Source organism: Celeribacter sp., from assembly GCF_048261515.1.
In the GTDB taxonomy this organism is placed as follows: domain Bacteria; phylum Pseudomonadota; class Alphaproteobacteria; order Rhodobacterales; family Rhodobacteraceae; genus Celeribacter.
Genome location: NZ_JBLXFZ010000001.1, coordinates 920864 through 939782, shown reverse-complemented (window position 1 = coordinate 939782; position 18919 = coordinate 920864). Strand labels below are relative to the sequence as shown.

The 18919-nt window shown below is 60.1% G+C and carries 21 protein-coding genes; 8 read left to right on the top strand and 13 right to left on the bottom strand.

Annotation, left to right across the window (positions count from 1 at the left end):
* Window positions 1-6: 6 nt before the first annotated feature.
* Complete coding sequence (locus ACN0SC_RS04570) at window positions 7-987, top strand: YeiH family protein (protein ID WP_417248466.1); 981 nt, start codon at window positions 7-9, stop codon at window positions 985-987.
* Between the two features lie 32 nt (window positions 988-1019).
* Here ACN0SC_RS04570 and arsB read toward each other — a convergent pair whose 3' ends face one another.
* Complete coding sequence (gene arsB / locus ACN0SC_RS04565) at window positions 1020-2045, bottom strand: ACR3 family arsenite efflux transporter (protein WP_417248557.1); 1026 nt, start codon at window positions 2043-2045, stop codon at window positions 1020-1022.
* Window positions 2046-2188: 143 nt separating this feature from the next.
* Here arsB and ACN0SC_RS04560 point away from each other — a divergent pair, with 143 nt between their 5' ends.
* Window positions 2189-2521, top strand: coding sequence for an ArsR/SmtB family transcription factor (locus tag ACN0SC_RS04560; protein ID WP_417248465.1), 333 nt, complete (start codon window positions 2189-2191; stop codon window positions 2519-2521).
* Window positions 2522-2614: 93 nt separating this feature from the next.
* Here ACN0SC_RS04560 and ACN0SC_RS04555 read toward each other — a convergent pair whose 3' ends face one another.
* The 7 genes from ACN0SC_RS04555 to cydD form a co-directional block, all read right to left on the bottom strand.
* Window positions 2615-2971, bottom strand: coding sequence for a DUF5368 domain-containing protein (locus ACN0SC_RS04555; protein WP_417248464.1), 357 nt, complete (start codon window positions 2969-2971; stop codon window positions 2615-2617).
* A 12-nt stretch (window positions 2972-2983) separates the two neighbouring features.
* Window positions 2984-4294, bottom strand: coding sequence for an NAD(P)/FAD-dependent oxidoreductase (locus ACN0SC_RS04550; protein WP_417248463.1), 1311 nt, complete (start codon window positions 4292-4294; stop codon window positions 2984-2986).
* Window positions 4295-4577: 283 nt separating this feature from the next.
* Window positions 4578-4715, bottom strand: coding sequence for a cytochrome bd-I oxidase subunit CydX (cydX, locus tag ACN0SC_RS04545; protein WP_417248462.1), 138 nt, complete (start codon window positions 4713-4715; stop codon window positions 4578-4580).
* Between the two features lie 11 nt (window positions 4716-4726).
* Window positions 4727-5890, bottom strand: coding sequence for a cytochrome d ubiquinol oxidase subunit II (cydB, locus tag ACN0SC_RS04540; RefSeq protein WP_417248461.1), 1164 nt, complete (start codon window positions 5888-5890; stop codon window positions 4727-4729).
* 5 nt (window positions 5891-5895) lie between these two features.
* Complete coding sequence (locus ACN0SC_RS04535; RefSeq protein ID WP_417248460.1) at window positions 5896-7509, bottom strand: cytochrome ubiquinol oxidase subunit I; 1614 nt, start codon at window positions 7507-7509, stop codon at window positions 5896-5898.
* Between the two features lie 131 nt (window positions 7510-7640).
* Window positions 7641-9293: an amino acid ABC transporter ATP-binding/permease protein gene (locus ACN0SC_RS04530; protein ID WP_417248459.1), complete on the bottom strand. Its 1653-nt coding sequence runs from the start codon at window positions 9291-9293 to the stop codon at window positions 7641-7643.
* Window positions 9290-10906, bottom strand: coding sequence for a thiol reductant ABC exporter subunit CydD (gene cydD, locus ACN0SC_RS04525; protein ID WP_417248556.1), 1617 nt, complete (start codon window positions 10904-10906; stop codon window positions 9290-9292). The genes ACN0SC_RS04530 and cydD overlap by 4 nt, the downstream gene beginning before the upstream one ends.
* 127 nt (window positions 10907-11033) lie before the next feature.
* Here cydD and ACN0SC_RS04520 point away from each other — a divergent pair, with 127 nt between their 5' ends.
* The 4 genes from ACN0SC_RS04520 (at window position 11034) to ACN0SC_RS04505 (ending at window position 14566) form a co-directional block, all read left to right on the top strand.
* A complete protein-coding gene (locus ACN0SC_RS04520; RefSeq protein WP_417248458.1) occupies window positions 11034-11498 on the top strand; it encodes an RrF2 family transcriptional regulator in 465 nt (154 codons plus the stop codon).
* Between the two features lie 153 nt (window positions 11499-11651).
* Window positions 11652-12680: a LacI family DNA-binding transcriptional regulator gene (locus ACN0SC_RS04515; RefSeq protein ID WP_417248457.1), complete on the top strand. Its 1029-nt coding sequence runs from the start codon at window positions 11652-11654 to the stop codon at window positions 12678-12680.
* A 161-nt stretch (window positions 12681-12841) separates the two neighbouring features.
* The gene (locus ACN0SC_RS04510; protein WP_417248456.1) at window positions 12842-14203 is read left to right on the top strand and encodes a hypothetical protein; all 1362 of its coding nucleotides are present in this window, start codon (window positions 12842-12844) and stop codon (window positions 14201-14203) included.
* Window positions 14204-14314: 111 nt separating this feature from the next.
* Window positions 14315-14566, top strand: a complete 252-nt coding sequence (locus ACN0SC_RS04505) for a sulfurtransferase TusA family protein (protein WP_417248455.1) — start codon at window positions 14315-14317, stop codon at window positions 14564-14566.
* On the opposite strand, the gene mobA is transcribed toward ACN0SC_RS04505, so the two are convergent.
* Entirely contained in the window at window positions 14563-15171 is a 609-nt protein-coding gene (mobA, locus tag ACN0SC_RS04500; protein WP_417248454.1) for a molybdenum cofactor guanylyltransferase MobA, read from the bottom strand. The two genes, ACN0SC_RS04505 and mobA, sit on opposite strands and share 4 nt — an antisense overlap.
* 246 nt (window positions 15172-15417) lie before the next feature.
* Here mobA and ACN0SC_RS04495 point away from each other — a divergent pair, with 246 nt between their 5' ends.
* Both ACN0SC_RS04495 and ACN0SC_RS04490 read left to right on the top strand, forming a co-directional pair.
* On the top strand, window positions 15418-15681 hold the full coding sequence (locus ACN0SC_RS04495) for a hypothetical protein (protein ID WP_417248453.1): 264 nt from the start codon (window positions 15418-15420) through the stop codon (window positions 15679-15681).
* A 39-nt stretch (window positions 15682-15720) separates the two neighbouring features.
* A complete protein-coding gene (locus ACN0SC_RS04490; protein WP_417248452.1) occupies window positions 15721-16086 on the top strand; it encodes a hypothetical protein in 366 nt (121 codons plus the stop codon).
* Between the two features lie 21 nt (window positions 16087-16107).
* Here ACN0SC_RS04490 and ACN0SC_RS04485 read toward each other — a convergent pair whose 3' ends face one another.
* The 4 genes from ACN0SC_RS04485 to trmD all read right to left on the bottom strand — a co-directional run bounded on the left by ACN0SC_RS04485 (window position 16108) and on the right by trmD (window position 18913).
* Window positions 16108-16920 (bottom strand): division plane positioning ATPase MipZ, encoded by an 813-nt coding sequence (locus ACN0SC_RS04485; RefSeq protein WP_417248451.1) that lies wholly within the window; start codon window positions 16918-16920, stop codon window positions 16108-16110.
* A 237-nt stretch (window positions 16921-17157) separates the two neighbouring features.
* Complete coding sequence (gene rpmE / locus ACN0SC_RS04480; protein WP_417248450.1) at window positions 17158-17379, bottom strand: 50S ribosomal protein L31; 222 nt, start codon at window positions 17377-17379, stop codon at window positions 17158-17160.
* An 11-nt stretch (window positions 17380-17390) separates the two neighbouring features.
* On the bottom strand, window positions 17391-17774 hold the full coding sequence (rplS, locus tag ACN0SC_RS04475; protein ID WP_417248449.1) for a 50S ribosomal protein L19: 384 nt from the start codon (window positions 17772-17774) through the stop codon (window positions 17391-17393).
* Between the two features lie 272 nt (window positions 17775-18046).
* Entirely contained in the window at window positions 18047-18913 is an 867-nt protein-coding gene (gene trmD / locus ACN0SC_RS04470) for a tRNA (guanosine(37)-N1)-methyltransferase TrmD (RefSeq protein WP_417248448.1), read from the bottom strand.
* Window positions 18914-18919 lie beyond the last annotated feature (6 nt).

Here is an 18919-nt window from a genome sequence, read left to right as displayed (position 1 = left end):
CCATAGATGACTGTTTCTTTTGTGCGCGGACTTGGGCCGGGCCTCTTGATTGTTGCGCTCGTGGCAATGGCTGCGCAGTTTGTCGCGGATCACTACGGTGCGCCCGTGATGTTGATGGCGATCCTCTTCGGCATCCCGCTGCACTTTCTGATGTATGACGAAAAATGCGCAGACGGCATTGAGTTCGCCGCCCGCCATGTGCTGCGGTTCGGTGTGGCGCTTTTGGGGCTGCGCGTGAGTTTCGACATGGTGCAGGCAATTGGCTGGGCGCAGGTGGGCATGATCACTCTGGGCGTCGGCGCAACGATCCTGCTCTCGGTGGCGCTCGCACCCTTGATGGGCAAAGACCGTCTGTTCGGGTTTCTGACGGGCGGGGCTGTGGCGATCTGTGGCGCCTCGGCGGCGATGGCGATCAATGCCATTCTTCCCAAGACCGAGGAGAGCGAACGCAACCTGTCGTTTACTGTGATTTCCGTGACGGTGCTCTCGACGGTTGCGATGATCGTCTACCCGTTGTTGGCGCGGTTTCTGGGGCTATCTGAGCAGGCAACAGGTGTCTTTTTCGGCGGGACAATCCATGACGTGGCACAGGTCGTCGGTGCGGGCTATTCGGTGTCCGAGCAGTCGGGAGATGTCGCCACGGTGGTCAAACTGTTCCGCGTCACCCTGCTTGCGCCTGTGGTGTTCATCGGGGCGCTCGTCTTACGCCGCAACGCAACGCACGGAGAGGGCCGTCCGCCGCTCTTGCCGCTGTTCGTTGTCGGCTTCCTGATCTTGGCGGTGCTCAACTCCTACCATCTGGTTCCTGCGCTGGTCGTCGAGGGGGCCGGGCGCGTGTCGCGTGTCGCGCTTGTGATCGCGGTGGCCGCCGTCGGAATGAAAACCTCGCTGGAAAAGCTGCGCTTTGTCGGACGGGAGGCCATTTTCATGCTGATCGCGCAGACGGTTTTTCTGGGGGTCTTCGTGCTCCTGACACTGTCCTCATAGGGCAGGGGGGGGCTACCGCAACTGGCCGCGCCTCAGACCCCTTGCGGTGGCTCGGGGAAGCGGGCGCGCGTGCGGTTGGCAAAAGCCACCAGTGACAGCATGACGGGAACCTCAACCAAAACGCCGACCACGGTGGCGAGTGCGGCGCCCGAGTGCAGGCCAAAGAGACTGATAGCGACGGCCACTGCGAGTTCGAAGAAGTTCGACGTGCCGATCATCGCGCAGGGCGCGGCGATGCGATGCGGCACCTTCAATACCCATGCTGCCCCATAGGCCAGCGCGAAAATGCCGTAGCTCTGTATCAGGATCGGAACGGCGATAAGGGCGATCACTGCGGGGCGGGACAGGATTACTTCGCCCTGAAGGCCGAAGAGGATCGCGACTGTGGCAATCAGGCCGATCATGGAGAGCGGCTTGATACGGGCGGTGAAGGATGAGATTGCCGCTTCGGTCCCGAGCAGTCGACGTGTGGCGAGACCCGCAAGCAGTGGCAACAAGACATAGAGAACCGTCGCCAGTACGAGTGTATCCCACGGCACAACGATCTCGGTGACGCCCAGCAGGAACGCCACGATCGGCGCGAAGGCCACCACCATGATGAGGTCGTTGACCGAGACCTGAACCAATGTGTAGGTCGCGTCTCCCCGTGTCAGTTGTGACCAGACAAAGACCATTGCGGTGCAGGGGGCCGCGCCGAGCAGGATCAGGCCCGCGACATATTGTGCGGCGTCATCGGGTGATATCCATGCGGCGAAAACATTCTCGAAGAAGACAACGGCAAGCACGGCCATGGTGAACGGTTTGATCAGCCAGTTCACCGTGAGAGTAACCAATAGCCCCTTAGGTTGGCGTGCGACCCCGGCAACCGCGCCAAGGTCAACGTTAACCATCATCGGATAGACCATCGCCCAGATCAGGAGCGCGACCACGAGGTTGATCGAGGCAACCTCCGCCTCGGCAATGGTGCCGAAGAGGTCGGGCATAACGCTGCCTGCCGCGATGCCTATCACCATGGCAAGTGCGACCCATAGGGTTAACAGGCGCTCGAAACGGCTCATCGTAGCAGGCGCGGGAGAGGTGGTCATGGAAGGCTCCGTGTCTGAGGGCTTGATACGTAATTTCGGGTAAAGACGAATTGATGTCTGGATAGGCGTCGAGCGCGATGATTGTCAACACTCCTCATTTCGCGTAATGTCGAAATATGGAGCAGACACTCGCCATCGACGCATTCAGCGCACTCGCCCACGAAACACGGCTCGGCATTTTTCGCCTCTTGGTGCAGCGTGGACCCGACGGCACTCCTGCGATGGAAGTCGGGCGGATACTGGAGATCAAACCCTCGACCCTCTCGGGCCATCTTTCGACGTTGAAACGGGCGGGGTTGGTCAGCACCAAGCGGCAGCACCGCGAGGTGCTATACGCGCCTCGGTTGGACGCGGTGAACGGCTTGGTTCGGTTTCTTTTGCAAGATTGCTGTGGCGGGGATGAGGCCGCCTGCGCGGGGGGGTATCTGCCCCTTACGTCCGACGCCTAGGCGCGCTCTTCAACGTAATACGCGATGGTGATCGCATCCCTCGTAGGGAGCTTCCTTGCGCCACAAATGAGCGGCGCAAGGACGTGCCTCTGTCTATTCGCTCTCTTGCGGCGGCTTGACGAGCGAATGAACCGTGTAGACGAGGATCGCGGCGCCGATGGCCCCCGCAACCGCGACGGCGAGGAAGACGATCAGATCGACAGGCCCGCCGAGGTCGGAGATGTGCGAATGGGTCATGGCGAGCACGAACCAGACCGCAGCGATTGCACCAAACGGCATGGATACCTGCGCGAGCAGGAACTTGTGCCAACTCACAGCGCGGTCTCGAATAAGCACAAAGATATAGGCGGCGGTCACAGCAACCGCGACCATAACCATGGCCCAGAACAGCCCACGGCCAAAGATCTCCTCGAAGACGGCGATCATGGTTTCAAATGTCAGGTCTTTCATATCTGGTCCTCCTCAGGCACGGCCGCGCAGCATGGCGTTATAGGTGGCTTTCAGGGCGACTTCCTTCATCAGCCAGCTGATCCAGAGTTCTTCCAGCGGGGCAATGATGCCAGGGAAGGACGGCGTCAGATCGTTGTTGTAGTCAAACTCGACCAGCATCGCGCGCCCGATTTGTGTGATCATCGGGCAGGAGGTGTAGCCGTTATAGGTGGCGGTTGGTTCGGTGCCTTCGATGGCGGAGACGAGACCGTCCTCGACTACAGGCACCTGCCATTTCACGGATGCGGCGGTTTTACCTTTTGGCACACCTGCCACGTCGCCAAGCGCCCAGATTTCCGGATAGCGCAGGTGGCGCAGGCTGGCCATGTCGCATTCGACCCAGCCTTGGTCCGTCCACTTGTCAGCCCAGCTCAGGCCCGACTGACGGATGACGTCGGGGGCCCGCTGCGGCGGGATGACATGGATGTAGTCATAGTCGATCTCGGTCGTGCCATCAGGCGTGGCAAAGGTCGCGCGTCTGGCCTCGGCGTCGATGGATTTCAGCGTATGTTGATAATGGCTGGCGATGCCGCGGTCCTTGAACAGCATCCGCACTTTTTCCGCAACAATTGGAACGCCAAAGAGCGAGGTTTGCGGCGCGGCGTAATGCATGTCGATCTTGGTGCCGTTGCCTGCGCGTTTGGTGATGTCGTCGATCAGGAAGGTGTGCTTGAGCGGTGCGCCTGCGCATTTCATTTCCGTTTCGGGACGGGTGAACAGCCCGAAGCCGCCTTCCTCGGTGAATTTCGATGCGGCCTGCCATGTTTTCGCGGCATATTCGGGGCCGGCATAGAGCGCGCCGATCCCGTTCTGCCCAACCATGTCGAGGGAGAACCCCTCAATGGCGTCGTGGTCAAGGATCAGGCCAGGGGCCACAACGAGGAAGTCGTAATCGAGTGCTTGGCCACTCTCGGTAGAAACTGTCTTGGCAATCGGGTCGATCGCCGCCGCCTTCTCGGCGATCAGCGTCACGCCGTCTGGGAGCCAGTCGGTTGTCTTGCTGGACACATAGCTTGCGGGTTTCAGGCCCGTTGCGACCAGTGTCAGGCCAGGTTGATAGAGGTGATCAACGCGCGGGTCGATGAGCGTAATTTTCGCTCCCTCTAACCGTCGAACAAGGCGGTTGGCCAGCGCTGTTCCGCCTGCGCCCGCACCGATGATGACGATGCGTGCATTGGTTTGAACTTGAGCGAGCGCTTCACGCGGAACGCTCATGGAAGCAGCCGCAGCACCGCCCGCAGCGAGGCCGAAGAACTGCCGCCGTGTCGTCAAAAATTTGGTCATGAGTGTCTCCTTCAGAGCGACCGTTTCCATCAAATACATATACAAGAAGTGGAATTTGTATTTGATGTATGTCAGATTCAGAAAAATTGTTTCGGGGTGATCTGGCACTGCGGCGCAGGTGCTCTGCTCGGGTGGAGATCACGCACGGATTAGGTCGATGTATCCGCGCCATTTTCTGAAAAGTGGGTGGTCTTGCCCCTTTGTTGACGCGGAGCCGAAACAGGATCGACTCCGCGACAAAGTGATAACCGGGGCAGAAGGGACGCATGCCCCGGCTATTTCGTTAATGCTTGTGCTCACCTACAGGGCAATCGCCCTCGTCGGAAAAGCAGGCATCAGTTCGCAGTTCCAGCCACATCGCGTTCAGAACGGCGAACAGGGCGGCCAGAGGAAGGCCAAGAAGCCAAGTAAAATACCACATCGCAGTTCTCCTTAATAAGCTGAATCAGTGTTTTCAGTGACGTCCGCTTCAGTGACCTTGCCCCACAGAACCTTGTAAACCCAAGCCGTGTAGGCAAGGATGATCGGCATGAAGATCAGCGCGCAGACCAGCATGATGAACAGGGTCTGATGCGAGCTCGAAGCATCCCACACGGTGAGCGAGCTGTTGGGGTCAACGGTCGAAGGCAGGATGAAGGGGAACATCGTCAGCCCGACCGAGGAAATGATCCCCGTAATGGCCAGTTTGGACCACAGTAGCGTCGAGACTTCGCGCCCCGCTCTCAGGCCCGCCACGGCCAGTGCGATCCCGACGAACCCCATGATCGGAGCCACGGCAATCCACGGTCGCGCCGCATAGGCCGAGAGCCACGATCCTTCGCGGACGACCTCGGAATAGAGCGGATTGGAGGGGCCGTTTGTCGCGACCTCTTGGGTCAGGGCAAAGCCGTCAACGCCAACCGCCAGCCACAGGCCTGCGAGCGCATATCCCCCCGCGGCGACCAGACCTGCGACGGTGCCGATACGACGCGCACGTGCGTTGACCTCGCCTTCGGTCTTCAGCGAAAGCCATGCCGCCCCATGCATCAGGAGCATGGAGAAGGACACCACCCCAGCAAGGATTGCGAAGGGCCGCAAAAGACCAAGGAACTTGCCGTAGAAGCTGCCGTCATACATCGGCATCAGGTTGTCGGTCAGGTAGAACGGCACGCCCAGCAGGACATTGCCGACCGCCACGCCGAACAGAAGCGCGGGCACTGCGCCCCCAGCGAACAAGGCCCAATCCCAACGGGTGCGCCATGCCGTCCCGTCGCGTTTCGAACGGTATTTGAACGCCACGGGACGCACGATGAATGCGGCCAACACGACGAACATCGCGAGGTAGAAGCCGCTAAAGGACACCGCATAGAGCGGCGGCCACGCGGCAAAGATCGCCCCGCCGCCAAGTATGAACCACACTTGGTTGCCTTCCCAGACAGGGCCCACGGTGTTGATCACAACGCGGCGCTCGACATCGGTTTTGGCGACGAAGGGAAGAAGCGCTCCCACACCCATGTCGAACCCGTCTGTGAGGGCAAACCCGATCAGCAGAACGCCCAGAAGCGTCCACCAGATGACACGCAGCGTGTCGTAGTCGATCAGCTCATAGAGAATCATGTCCGTTACTCCGCTGTAGTGGCAGACGCAGCAGGCTCAGCGCCATGTCCGCGCAGACGCGCTTCGTGGCGTGCCTGCCATTGGTTGGTTTCTTCGACATCCTGAAACGGCCCCTTGCGGATGTATTTCACCAGCAGGCTCATCTCGATGATGAAGAGCACCGTGTAGAAGATGACGAAACCCGCCAGCGTGATCAGAAGGTCCGCGATCGACAGGTGCGAGGCCGACATCGCCGTCGGCAAAACCCCGTCCACCGTCCACGGCTGACGTCCGAATTCCGCGACGAACCACCCAAGCTCGGCAGCAAGCCAAGGCGTCGGGATGATGGCGACGGCGGCATAGAGCGACCAACGCGGGAACTGCATGTTGCGGAAGGAAGCGCGGTAGAAGAAATAGGCCATCACCGCGATGAAGCTAAACCCGAGGCCGACCATGATGCGGAAGGCCCAGAATAGCGGGAAAACCCCTGGAACGGTGTCGTCCGCAGCCATCGCGATTTGCTCTTCAGTGGCCTCGCGCGGATCTTCGACGTAGCGGTTCAGCAGGAAGGCAAAGCCGAGATCGTCCGAGTGTTCCTCGAAAGTGGCGCGAGCCTCCTCGGGGACGTTGCCGCGGGTTTCGCGGATTGTCATGAGCGCATCGTAGGCCACGATGCCGCGACGGATCTTGCCCTCAGCTTCTACGACCAATTCCTTGATTCCCGGAATTTCCTGCGTCAGGCTGCGCGTCCCGATCAGGCCCATGGCCCAAGGGATATGCACCGCATAGTGGGTTTTGCGCGCCTCTTGGTCGGGGATGCCGACAAGGGTGAAATGCGCGGGTGCGGGCTCGGTTTCCCACATTGCTTCGATGGCGGCGAGCTTCATCTTCTGCGTGTGGCTGGCCGAGTAGCCCGATTCATCGCCCAGAACGACAACCGACAGTGCCGCCGCGAGGCCGAAGGAAGAGGCCACTGCGATGGACCTGCGCGCCAGATCTTTATGGCGGTTCTGGATCAGGTAGAGCGCCGAAACGCCCAGAACGAAGACCGCTGCGGTCACGTAACCCGCCGACACGGTATGCACAAACTTAGCCTGCGCCACTTCGTTGAAGACCACTTCGAAGAAGGAGGTCATCTCCATCCGCATGGTCTCGGGGTTGAATTCAGCCCCTACAGGGTTCTGCATCCAGCCGTTCGCGATCAGGATCCAGAGCGCGGAGAAGTTCGACCCGATGGCCACCAACCACGCGACAACAAGGTGCTGCACCTTCGACAGTTTGTCCCAGCCGAAGAAGAACAGCCCCACAAAGGTCGCTTCGAGGAAGAAGGCCATAAGCCCCTCGATCGCCAGAGGCGCGCCAAAGATATCACCCACGTAGTGCGAGTAATACGACCAGTTCATCCCGAACTGGAATTCCATGGTGATGCCTGTGGCAACTCCAAGGACAAAGTTGATTCCGAACAGCATGCCCCAGAATTTCGTCATCTGTCGCCAGATGGGGCGGTTCGTCATAACATAGACAGTCTCCATGATCGCCACGAGGATCGACAGACCCAGAGTGAGCGGCACGAAGAGAAAGTGATACATGGCCGTCATCGCAAATTGCAGGCGCGACAGCTCGACCAGTCCGATCTCCATGAGCGTTATCCTTTCGGTTTTTAATCCACATCAGGCTTGCGGAATTTCGCCCGTTATATTCCATAAGTGAGATGTGAGTATGATCTGAATCAAACTCGCATCATCCGAATGAAATTGTCGTGTCGGCGGATTCAGCTGCTGGCGACCCGCACGATGCGGTCGGCTTGATCTCGCTCTGCTGCTCGATGCGCCGCGACGAGAAAGCCCGCGTCGGGACAGGCGTGGCGCAGCCCCAACATAACATTGCGTGCTGTTGCCGTGTCCAGCCCCTCAGTCGGTTCGTCCAGAAGGAGCAGTCTGGGAGCGCGCAGAATGGCCCGCGCAAGAACCAGCCTGCGTGCCTCACCACCTGAAAGTCCCGCGCCGCGCATTCCAAGTCGAAGTTCCAACCCGCCGCGGTCCCGCACAGTGTTGGCCAGACAGACAGCGTCCAAGGCGGCCCAGAGGTCGTCTTCGCTTGCGCCTGGTACGGCGAGGCGTAGGTTTGCTGCCACGCTTTCGGCTATGAGGGCGGAGCGTTGCGTCACAAGGACTGCTCCATCCGCTACCGCCTCAAACGGGAGCCGCCGCGGATCGACACCGAAGAGGCGCACGTTGCCCTGTGTCGGTGCCAAAGCGCCGATGGCCGCGAGCAGGAGCGTGCTTTTCCCGCTGCCGCTGGGGCCTTCAAGAACGACCATTTCACCGCGCCCCACCGACAGGGAAACGGGATTGAAGAGCGGCGTGCCCGTTTCGCCGAAAGTGACATCCTGCATCTCGACGATATGCGCGGCGGCGGGGTCGGGGATCGGCGCGTTATGGTCGCTCGTTCCCTGCACCCGCAATGCTGGGCGAATCCGTTTCGCCGCCTGTGTCATGCGCCCGATCTCAGACAGAGCGCGCCGCACGGGTGCGACCACCTCGGCAAGGGCCAGTGCCGCAAAGACACCGATTGCCGCCGTGGCCACGGTTATGCTGCCCGATTGAACCAGCAAAATTCCCGCCGTAAGGCTACCCACCGTGACGAGCGCGCTTACCAAGTCCAGAAGCATCCCCGTGATCCGCTCTATCTGGTCCAATCGTGCGCGCGCCTCTGTCGCACGAGCGAGGGCGTCTTGCACCCGATCCGTGGCCGCCTGCAACTGCCCGAAAACAGCAAGGTCATCGCGCCCCGCAACGAGGTCAACCATGCGACTCCGCCCCGCCTGAAGAGCGGTCTCTGCCAGTCGTGCGGGGCGTTTCGCGGCGCGCTGTCCCGCCAGAAAGATTGCTGTCGGCAGGATCAGGTAGCCGCCGCCAACGATCAGCGCCACCACGGGATCTACCAGCCATCCGAGCAAAAGTGACGCGGCCAGTATCGTGATCCACCCCGCTACGGCGGGAATGATCAGGCGCAACAGCGCGCCGTCCAATGCCTCCGTGTCGGCCGTGATGCGATTGAGTTCCGAGGCCGCGCGAAGTTGTTCGAGTGCTCGATGTGGGCGCGAAAGCAGCCCGCGCAAAAGCGCGATCCGAAGGCTGGAGACCGCCCGCAGGGTCGCGTCATGGGTCAACACGCGCTCACCATATCGCGCCGCACTCCGCCCCAATGCGAGGAAACGCACCATCGCCGAGGGTGCAAAGACATTGAACAGGATACCTATCCCTGCAATCCCCGCCGCCGCGGTTGCCATGATGAACCAGCCTGACAGGGCGAGGAGAGAGACCCCCATTGCCAGTACGGCCACGGCCAGAGCGAGGCCGCGCAAAAGAGCTGTGCGCTCGGCTCGCGAGATGCGGGTGACGATGGCCAGAAGATCCTTCATTCTGCACCCCGTCCTGAGATCGTGATCCGTTGCGCCAGTCGCGCCGCCAGCGCCTCGTCATGTGTGGCGACGAGGAGCGTTCCGCCCGCTTGGGAAAAGCGCAGCAAGCTGTCGCCCACAAGGCGGGCGGTGACGGAGTCTAGGTCCGCCGTGGGTTCGTCGGCGATCAGAATGCTCGGTCCACCATGCAAGGCTCGTGCCAAGGTGACACGCCTTCCTTCGCCGCCCGATAGGCCTGCGCCGCGCTCGCCCAGACGGGTCAGATCACCCCGTGGGAGCCGCTCGATGACGCCGTCCAGACCTGCGGCCTGCAGGTTGTTCTTTGGCACCTCGTCGCCGAAACCTATATTGTAGCGCAGCGATCCGTTCAGGAAGTGCGGGGCCTGTGGCATCCATCCGATTGCGGCCCGCCAAGCGTCGGCATTGTCTTCGGATAGGGGGCGGCCATTAATCATGATCGCGCCGTCGTCAGGCCGTTCCAATCCCGCGATCAGGCGCAGAAGCGTTGTCTTGCCCGCGCCGCTCGGCCCCACGATGGCGAGGCTGCCCCCCGCTTTCAGTTCAAGGTCAGGATAGGCAATGCCGCGGTGGTGCAAGCCTCGGATCGCAAGCGTCGAGATGTCTGCCAAGGGAGCGGAAATCTTGCCGTGGCCTATCCGTTGCGCCCGCGCTTCGTCACGCCATTCGGTTACTTCATCCAGCACGGCATCCGCCTCGGACCGGTCGTGCCATGCGGCGGCGAGATCGCGCAGAGGTTGGAAATATTCCGGCGCAAGGAGAAGGAGGAAGAGGCCTGCTGTGGGTGTCAGGGTTGTTCCCCATGTGCCCCAACCTAACTCGCCCAGAAGCGAAAAGCCGACCCAGACCGCGACCATAGCCACGCCGAGTGCTGCGAAGAGTTCGAGCACGGTGGATGACAGGAAGGCGATGCGCAGCACCGCCATGGTCCGCGCGCGAAGGTCGTCGCTTGCGCGGGCAAAATCTTCGACCGTCGCCGCACCCGCGCCAATGAGTTTCAGATCGGAGAGCGCGGCAAGACGGTCCACGAGCACGTCGCTCAACTGCCCGACTTCCTTCATCTGGCGCGCGCTGGCTTCCTTCGCGGCCCAGCCGACCAAAGCCATGAAGAGAGGGATCAACGGTCCCGCGACTAGCAGGACAAGCGCTACCGCCCAACTGTGCCAGAGCGCAAGGCCGAGTATAATCGGGGGCAGCACCATGACCCGCATCCGAGCAGGGCGGTAACGAAGCAGGGCAGGGCGCAGGGCTTCCAGCTTTTCTGCCGTGAGTGCAGCAAGTGCGCCCGCGCCACCAAGGGCGGATGGCGTGGCCGCTTGGGCCTCCGCCAAGACGATCTCTGATCTGAGTGCGTCGATCTTCGCATCTGCTGCGCGGGCGAGATGGGCCTGTGCGGCCATGTCGATCACAGCGCGCAATCCCCAAAGCAGCAAGATCGCGCTGCCCGCGTGCAGCGCCGAGACCGGCTCCTCCGCCATCAGCGCGCCAAAGACCCATGCGATCACCGCAGCGACACCAAGCCAGATGAGGCTGGCGATGACTGACAGCAGGCTGCCGAGGGATTCGTTGTCGAGGTGTTTAAGGGGGGAGATCATCACGGCAGGTGCCTTATTCCATATCTTTGATGTGTGAATAATCGTGTCGCAGCGAGGGCGACTTGATCTGGCGCAAGGCTATTGCTGCATTTTGAAATCAAGTTAGGGGCATGTCTAGAGGAACGTCATGCGCTTAACGATTAGAACAAACCTCGCCGCCCGCATCTTGATGGTCTGCGCCGAGAACCCCGACCACCTGCTTAAAACCGCGGAGGTCGCGGACATTTGCAATTGCTCCACCAATCACGCCGCCCATGTGGTGCAGCGCCTTCAGGCGGCGGGATATGTCACCACCGTGCGGGGTCGTGCGGGAGGTTTCACGCTGGCTCACCGTGCCGAGGATGTCTCGATCGGCGCCATATTCCGCCTCTTCGAAGCGGATATTCCGTTCGCCGAGTGCTTCGACGAGGCCACAAATACCTGTCCACTGCGTGGCACCTGCCGCCTAAAGCGCTATATTGAGCGTGCGTTGGACGCATTCTATCACGAGCTTGACCTGGTGACGTTGCGCGATCTTGTTCAAGGAAATTGCGGCCTCCACTCTTTGCTGGCGCTCAAGCCCGAAGTTCCCTCGTCCTGCGCAAAAGAGTAGGGGCGCACGCCGCCCGACAACTCTACTCCGCTGAAGTCCTTAGGGCAGGGAAGCCATCGCTCGAGCAGCATCGTCGCTCGATTGAACTTTACAGTGGCGGGTGCGCTGCGCACAGTAGACCAAGGCGTGCCTTGGGAAGCTCTCGTATCTGACATGACTACACTCAAAGACCTCAGTCGCCATCTCGGGATTTCCGTCACCCAGATCAGCCGTGCGTTGAATGATCATTCGGACGTTAGCGAGGCCACCAAGGAGAGGGTGCGCCGCGGGGCAAAGGAGTTGGGCTATTCGGCCAATCGCTCGGCGCGGTCGCTCAAAACGGGGCGTAGCGGAATGGTGTCGCTGATCAGGGCGGGCCATCTGACCTTTCCGAGCGATCTGGCTGCGCTGGATATTATCTCGGGCCTGTCGATGGAATTCTCCGCCCGCGACATCCAGTTTGCGTTGCAGATGACCGATCAAGATGCGGATGTCGAAACGATCTATGGCAAGGCAATCGGCAGCGGGTCATTCGACGGGTTTGTTCTGATTGACCTGATAGAGAATGATCCCCGCATCGACATCATGGAGAAGGCGGGTGTTCCTTACGTGACCCACGGGCGCGCGTCGGCGGAAGCCAAGCACCCCTTTTTCGATATCGACAATTTCGCCGTTGCAAAGTGGCATACCGAGCATCTGATTGGTTTGGGACACAGGCGCATTGCCATGCTCAATGGTCCCAAAGGTTATGCCTATGCGCAACGACGGCTGGAGGGATATCAAGCGGCCTTGCGCGAGGCGGGCCTGCCGTTCAACAACTCGTTGGTGATTCATTGCACCATGACCGAAGCCAAAGGAAGTGTTGCGACGGCGCAATTGTTTGCCGAGGGCAGGGAGCGCCCGACGGGTATTATCTGCGCAAATGTATTTCTGGCACGCGGGGCGTATAGTTCGTTGGAAGCGTTGCAGCTTTCAGTGCCTTCCGATGTTTCGATAATCGCGCACGATGACGTTCTGAGCAACATCCGCACATCGGCGTTTTACCCCGCGTTGACCGTCACGCGCTCCCCTTTCGAGCGCGGTTGGAAGGCGCTCAGCCGCTTTCTGTGCGACGCCATTGAGAACGGAATGGATGATCGCAGCAGGTTGCAGGAAGTCGCAGATTTCGAGTTCATCGAACGCGCCTCAACGGCTCGGGCCTGATCAAATATTCTTCATCTGATTGACAGGATCAAACTTCTCGTCTTTTACTCCCGAAACGTTTCGGAAGGTGGCGAGTCTGTCGATGCGAGGGGCAGGAAAACCCTCGCGGCGGCGATGCTATCAATGTCAAACGCACAAGGTGCAAAAGTAGGGCAAAACAAATGACAAAAATCGTTTTGGTGGGGGCAGGAAGCCTGCAATTCGGAACCGGTATGCTGGGAGATATCTTCCAAAGCAATTCGCTGACGGGCGCGGAGATCATCCTGCATGATATCAACGAGGATGCGGCGCTGCGGACTCTGGATGTGGCCAAGCGGTTTGTTGATGCGCATGATCTGAGCTTTACGCTCTCGGCCACAACGGACCTGAAATCCGCCCTTCAGGGGGCCACATTCGTCGTGATCTCCATCGAGGTGGGCGACCGTTTCGCGCTTTGGGATCTGGACTGGAAAGTGCCGCAGCAATACGGCTTCACGCAGGTCTACGGTGAAAACGGTGGGCCAGGTGGGCTGTTCCACAGCCTGCGGATCATTCCTCCGATTCTCGATATCTGCCAGCAGGTTGTGGACATTTGTCCCGACGCTACGGTGTTTAACTATTCGAACCCGATGAGCCGCATCTGCACCACGGTGCATCGCGCGTTCCCCGAGTTGAAGTTTGTCGGTATGTGTCATGAGATCGCCTCTCTTGAACGCCACCTTGCGCCGTTGTTGGGCGTCGAGCGTTCCGAGATCATGTATCGGGCTGGTGGATTGAATCACTTCTCGGTCATGACGGAAGTGTCCTATACCAAGGATGGCAGTGATGCTTATCCTGACGTGCGCGAAAAAGCCGAGGCCTATTTCGGCAATATGCCTGGGTATTCGGAAATTCTCCAAATGACGCGCAAGACGGGCCAGACCATCGAAACCGAAGGCTGGATGGATATTGATATGAGCGCAATCGACACGGTGCGCCCATGGTCGGATAGATGGCTTTTCGCGCTGGTGCTTGAGAAATTCGGCGCTCTGCCGATCACCTATGACAGCCATTTCGGCGAGTATATTCAATGGGCGCACGATTGTTCGGATCATCGGGGAATTCTGGACTTCTACACCTATTACCGAAACTTCCTTGGCACGACGGAGCCTGTGATCGAACCTGTGCTGAAAGAGCGGGTCGTGCCGATCATGGAGGCTCTGCTCGGTGCGGGCGAATACGAGGAAGCGGCGGTGAACATTCCCAACAAGGGGTTCATTGCGAACTTGCCCGAGTGGATCTGTGTTGAAGTGCCCGCGACCATCAACGAAAAGGGCATCCACGGCATTGCGGTCGATGTCCCTGTGGGGGTGCGCGGGTTGCTGACCAACCAGATCGGGGTGCACGACATGACCGCCGAAGCGATCCTGAACAAGAGCCGCGATTTGGTAGTGCAGGCCCTCTTGGTCGATCCCGTAGTCACCAAGTCGAAGGGCGTCTCCGAGCTTGTCGATCACATGATCGCCGAGCAGAGCCCGTGGCTAGATTACCTCGCCGGAGGTTAGACATAAGATGTGGAAGGGGCGGTGCTGCATTGCGTCGCCCCTTTGCTATGGAGAGCCCTGATCGGCGCGGGATGGCTCGACACGAGCCTGCGTCTCGCCTAAATCTCTGCCATGGATTCCGTGACACATGACATCGACGCTATCGGCCTGCTCTGCCCGCTCCCCGTACTCAGGGCGCGTAAGGTGTTGGCGGGGGCGAAGAAAGGCACGGTCGTGCGCCTGCGCGCGACCGACCCCGCAGCAGTCATCGACGTGCCGCATTTCTGCTCCGAGGCGGGGCATGAGTTTATCGGGATGGAGACCGTGGACGAGGTGCAGCACTATCTGATCCGCTGCGGCACGGGCGACACTTCGCGCGGTTAACGGGTGGCGAGGCGCTCGGCTTTGGCCACATCTTCGGGCGTGTTGATGTTGAAAAACGGGTCGACATTGTAGTCCTCGCGTTCAAACAGAACCTCCACAGCCCCTGCTGCCTTCGCCGCGGCAAGCACACGACGTTGACCGCCTGAAAGGATTTCCCGCAATTCGTCACGAAAGCTGACTGGCCACAGTCCGACCACAGGTTGCGCGCGGCTTGCGCCATTAACCATACTCGCCGCGATAGCTGCACCCTTCGGCCCTGCTGCGCCCTCCAGACGCGCAACAAGATCGCTCGGCAGGAAGGGCGTGTCCACAGGCACCGTCGCGAGCTGTTCCGCCCCGCGCCCGGCCGCCCAGTCCAAACCCGCGAGCACTCCCGCAAGGGGCCCTTGATGATCGGGGAGCGGGTCGGCCAGCACTTCCAAGCCATAGGCGGAAAACCGTGATGGATCACCATTGGCCGAGAGCGCCAGAGCGTCACATTGCGGCTGCACACGGGTCAGAACGTGTTGCAGAAGCGGAGCGTCCGCGACCTTGATCAGCGCCTTTTCAACGCCGCCCAGACGTCGCGCCAATCCGCCCGCCAAAATGATCCCTGTCGTTGCCACGCGGCCTTGCTCCCTTCGTGTTTTTTGCCGACTTCGTGCATTTTGTAGCGCCCGCCGCAGGGGGACAAGGCGTTATCCCGGCTGATGGATGATATGTTGCGCAGGATGGCTCTCTTCCGCGCAATGCCTCAAAACGCCCCGTCTCCGCCCGATTTCCGCCCAATTCGGACGGCAACCTGATCTCATGCGGCGGGCGAAATTACGGTCGGCGTAAGTGCAAATCCGTAAGTGAAAAGGGAGGCCGACATGCCCGATCTTTCCAATTTGATGTCCCGCTTCGAGGCTATTGCGGCCTCACTCACAGCGCAGCACCTGATGATGCTCGGCGGCGCGGGGCTGGTCCTCATCATCGTTTCACTAGTGTTCCTTGTACGTGGAAGCAGGAAATCCGAGCTTGGGGTTAACGCGACCCGAAGCCGTGTAGCTCCCGCTGCCAAGTCGAAGTCGAAACTGCGCAAGTCCGATCCGTTCCTTAGCCGCCTCGAAAAGATTTCCAACGCCACTGCGTGAGGTGGCCGGTGGAGAAACTGTATCTGGGGAGAGGCGTAGATGTATAAAATGGTCCTGCAAGCGGTGCTGTTTTCCGCGGGTGCCCTCTATTTCATCTTCAATTATTCCGACGGTTTGCGCAGCGCTTCGCGGTCAGGAAATATTGCGGCACTGACCTCGGGATCGGTGGCGTCCAAATATGCTGATATCGATATGACGGGCCCCGACCCGATTTATCAGGAAACGCTGTTCGAGAAGTATGATCCGCGCAAATTGTGGAGAGATCGCCCCAAGACGGTGAGGCTCAACACAAAGACTATCAAGGTCGCGCCGAGCACAGCAAACGAAGAGGCTATGGCCCTCTCCAAACATCTGGCCAAAGATGGCATCTCGCCCGATAAGGTCTCGGTCGTAAAACTGGATTGAGCGCGGGCGCGTTAATCCGCCCTAGAAATCCACCTCAACATTCGGCAGGCGCAACTCCTTTATCATGTCGCGCACCTCTTGACGGGCGGCGACGTTGGAGATGTTGAGCGCGTTCTTGACGCCGATGTCTTTCAAATCAAGCAGGGTGAGGCCACGCGGGAACAACTCGCGGAAGATCACACGCTCCGAGAAACCTGGTGCGAGGCGGAACCCGATCCGCTTGGACAGGTCTTCCATGGCGGCACCGATCTTCTTCTTGTTGTGCATGTTCTGCGCGCCAAGACGGTTGCGCAACACCACCCAGTCAATCGGCTTCAAGCCCGCCTGCGCCCGCAGCTGGCGCGCGTTCCACACCATTTCGGAATAGACCGAGGGGCCGAGAATTTTGTTGGTGTCGGGATCAACGCGGGCCAGTAGGTCAAAGTCGATGAAGCTATCGTTCATCGGCGTGACCAACGTGTCGGCCAGAGAATGCGCGACCTGAGACAGACGTGTGTGCGATCCAGGGCAGTCGATCAGGATGAAGTCGCAGCTTTCCTCAAGCCCTGTCACCGCCATCGAAAGGCGGCGGTCATAGGGGTTTTCGCCCTCGGCCAGATCGGCCTTGTCCACGGTGGGAAGGTCGCGGTAGTCGGGCGTAGGAAGGTCAATTCCCTCGCGCAGACAGTAGGACAAGCGGTTTTCGAGGTAGCGTGCAAAGGACTTCTGGCGGAGGTCGAGGTCAATCGCGCCAACGCGATGTCCCATCCGCGAAAGTGCTGTCGCCACATGCATGGAGACAGTCGATTTCCCCGCTCCGCCCTTTTCGTTCCCCACGACGATGATATGTGCCACGTGCCCTGATCCCGTTCCTTTGGCGCGGTCTTGATGCCGCGCGCCTGTCCCCAGTTTGCCCCTGTATGCCGCCGTTTCGGTGGCCCGTGCAAGGGCGTTTCGACGTCCACAGACAAGTTCGGCGCGTCCTGTTGCGCGTGGGGCAGAGTGGCGCAGACGTCGCTCCAACCCGCAACCACGACATGAAAAAGCCCGCCATGAGAGGCGGGCCTTTCCGAAAACACTGTGGCGTTTGGCTTAGAAGCCGAGGCCAGCGTATTTGTTTTTGAACTTGGAAACACGACCGCCCTGATCCATCAGGCGCGAGGAGCCGCCGTTCCACGCGGGGTGCGCGGAAGGGTCGATGTCGAGCGCGAGCGTGTCGCCCTCGGAACCCCAGGTCGATTTCATCTGAACAACGGTGCCATCGGTCATTTTGACGTCGATGATGTGGTAGTCGGGATGGGTATCGGCTTTCATCGTCCGTCTCCTTACGCGTTGTCGCCGGCGAGCGGCTTGTAGTTTGTGACCTCGGCGATACGTGCGGATTTACCACGACGCGAACGGAGGTAGTAGAGTTTGGCGCGACGTACGCGACCACGGCGGACAACTTCGATGCTGTCGATGTTGGTCGAGTAGAGGGGGAACACACGTTCCACGCCTTCGCCAAAGGAAATCTTGCGAACGGTGAAGGAGCCAGCGATGCCCTTGCCGTTCTTGCGGGAGATGCACACACCTTCGTACATCTGGACACGGGAGCGCGAGCCCTCGGTCACTTTGTAGCCGACACGGATGGTGTCGCCTGCTTTAAAATCCGGAATTTCTTTGCCAAGCGCAGCAATCTGCTCGGCTTCCAGCTGTGCGATAAGATCCATCGCTTTTCTCCAATTTGAGCGTGGTATTCCACGACGTTTCGCGCGTCCCAGAGCTCCTTGTCTTCTTTCGGGTTCACCGCAGTGCCCGCAGGAGGTTCGGTCGACTTTTCTTATATGCGCTCGCTTATGTCCCTATGACACGCCGAAGAAAGCGCGCGAACAATAGCAAGACGGCCCGCGCACCGATTCCACGGTGCCAGACTTCGCGGTGTATATGCGTGCGCCTTCGCCCGATCAAGCAATATTTGCAGGGGTCACGAGGGCTTTTCACCCTAGTCGCTGCGTCGGTCCTTGATGCCGTTACGATTGACGTAGGCTTCCCATAGGTCGGGGCGCCGATCCTTGGTGATCTTCTCGGACATTTTCTGCCGCCATTCTGCGATTTTGCCGTGGTGGCCGGACATCAGAACCTCGGGGATTGGCAAGCCGCGCCACTCGGCGGGGCGGGTGAATTGCGGGTGTTCGAGAAGACCGTTGGAGTGGCTCTCTTCCTCGATGCTCTCGGCATTGCCCAGCACATCGGGCAGGAGGCGCACGGTCGCGTCGATCATCGCCTGCGCGGCAATCTCGCCACCCGTCATCACGAAGTCGCCCAGCGAGACTTCCTCGATTCCGTAGTGGAACAGCGCGCGGTCATCCACGCCCTCGAACCGCCCACAGATCATCGTGACCCCGCGCGCCTTTGACCAACGTTTCGCCATGGCCTGATCGAACCGCTTCCCGCGTGGGCTGAGGTAGACGAGCGGCCATTCGTTGCGATCCGCAGGTGTGCCGTTCATCGCGAAATCAATCGCTTCGCCCAGAACGTCCGCTCGGATCACCATGCCTGCGCCACCGCCCGCGGGGGTGTCGTCCACGTTCTTGTGCTTGCCGACGCCAAACTCGCGCAGGTGGACTTTCTCCAGCTGCCATTTGCCTTCTTGCAGAGCCTTTCCCGTCAGGCTCTCGCCCAAGACGCCCGGAAAGGCTTCAGGAAAGAGTGTGATGATTTTCGCCTTCCAAACGCCAACGATGTCGGGCGTGTTGGTCATCAACTCGCGGGGCTTCAAGGTCTCACGCACGGCGAGGCGGCCATGGGATTTGCCTTTGGTGGCCTTGGCGTCGTCGCCTGTCGGTGTGTCGGGGGTTTCTTCGCTCATAGCTGC

Excerpts from the sequence above, each read along its gene's own strand:
- cydB (WP_417248461.1), bottom strand. The coding sequence starts at position 5,890 with ATGATTCTCTATGAGCTGATCGACTACGACACGCTGCGTGTCATCTGG.
- ACN0SC_RS04530 (WP_417248459.1), bottom strand. The coding sequence starts at position 9,293 with ATGAAGGATCTTCTGGCCATCGTCACCCGCATCTCGCGAGCCGAGCGC.
- ACN0SC_RS04495 (WP_417248453.1), top strand. The coding sequence starts at position 15,418 with ATGCCCGATCTTTCCAATTTGATGTCCCGCTTCGAGGCTATTGCGGCC.
- ACN0SC_RS04535 (WP_417248460.1), bottom strand. The coding sequence starts at position 7,509 with ATGGAGATCGGACTGGTCGAGCTGTCGCGCCTGCAATTTGCGATGACG.
- ACN0SC_RS04520 (WP_417248458.1), top strand. The coding sequence starts at position 11,034 with ATGCGCTTAACGATTAGAACAAACCTCGCCGCCCGCATCTTGATGGTC.
- arsB (WP_417248557.1), bottom strand. The coding sequence starts at position 2,045 with ATGAGCCGTTTCGAGCGCCTGTTAACCCTATGGGTCGCACTTGCCATG.
- ACN0SC_RS04490 (WP_417248452.1), top strand. The coding sequence starts at position 15,721 with ATGTATAAAATGGTCCTGCAAGCGGTGCTGTTTTCCGCGGGTGCCCTC.
- trmD (WP_417248448.1), bottom strand. The coding sequence starts at position 18,913 with ATGAGCGAAGAAACCCCCGACACACCGACAGGCGACGACGCCAAGGCC.
- ACN0SC_RS04505 (WP_417248455.1), top strand. The coding sequence starts at position 14,315 with ATGGATTCCGTGACACATGACATCGACGCTATCGGCCTGCTCTGCCCG.
- ACN0SC_RS04510 (WP_417248456.1), top strand. The coding sequence starts at position 12,842 with ATGACAAAAATCGTTTTGGTGGGGGCAGGAAGCCTGCAATTCGGAACC.
- rplS (WP_417248449.1), bottom strand. The coding sequence starts at position 17,774 with ATGGATCTTATCGCACAGCTGGAAGCCGAGCAGATTGCTGCGCTTGGC.
- cydD (WP_417248556.1), bottom strand. The coding sequence starts at position 10,906 with ATGATCTCCCCCCTTAAACACCTCGACAACGAATCCCTCGGCAGCCTG.
- ACN0SC_RS04515 (WP_417248457.1), top strand. The coding sequence starts at position 11,652 with ATGACTACACTCAAAGACCTCAGTCGCCATCTCGGGATTTCCGTCACC.
- ACN0SC_RS04570 (WP_417248466.1), top strand. The coding sequence starts at position 7 with ATGACTGTTTCTTTTGTGCGCGGACTTGGGCCGGGCCTCTTGATTGTT.
- rpmE (WP_417248450.1), bottom strand. The coding sequence starts at position 17,379 with ATGAAAGCCGATACCCATCCCGACTACCACATCATCGACGTCAAAATG.
- ACN0SC_RS04555 (WP_417248464.1), bottom strand. The coding sequence starts at position 2,971 with ATGAAAGACCTGACATTTGAAACCATGATCGCCGTCTTCGAGGAGATC.
- ACN0SC_RS04550 (WP_417248463.1), bottom strand. The coding sequence starts at position 4,294 with ATGACCAAATTTTTGACGACACGGCGGCAGTTCTTCGGCCTCGCTGCG.
- ACN0SC_RS04560 (WP_417248465.1), top strand. The coding sequence starts at position 2,189 with ATGGAGCAGACACTCGCCATCGACGCATTCAGCGCACTCGCCCACGAA.
- cydX (WP_417248462.1), bottom strand. The coding sequence starts at position 4,715 with ATGTGGTATTTTACTTGGCTTCTTGGCCTTCCTCTGGCCGCCCTGTTC.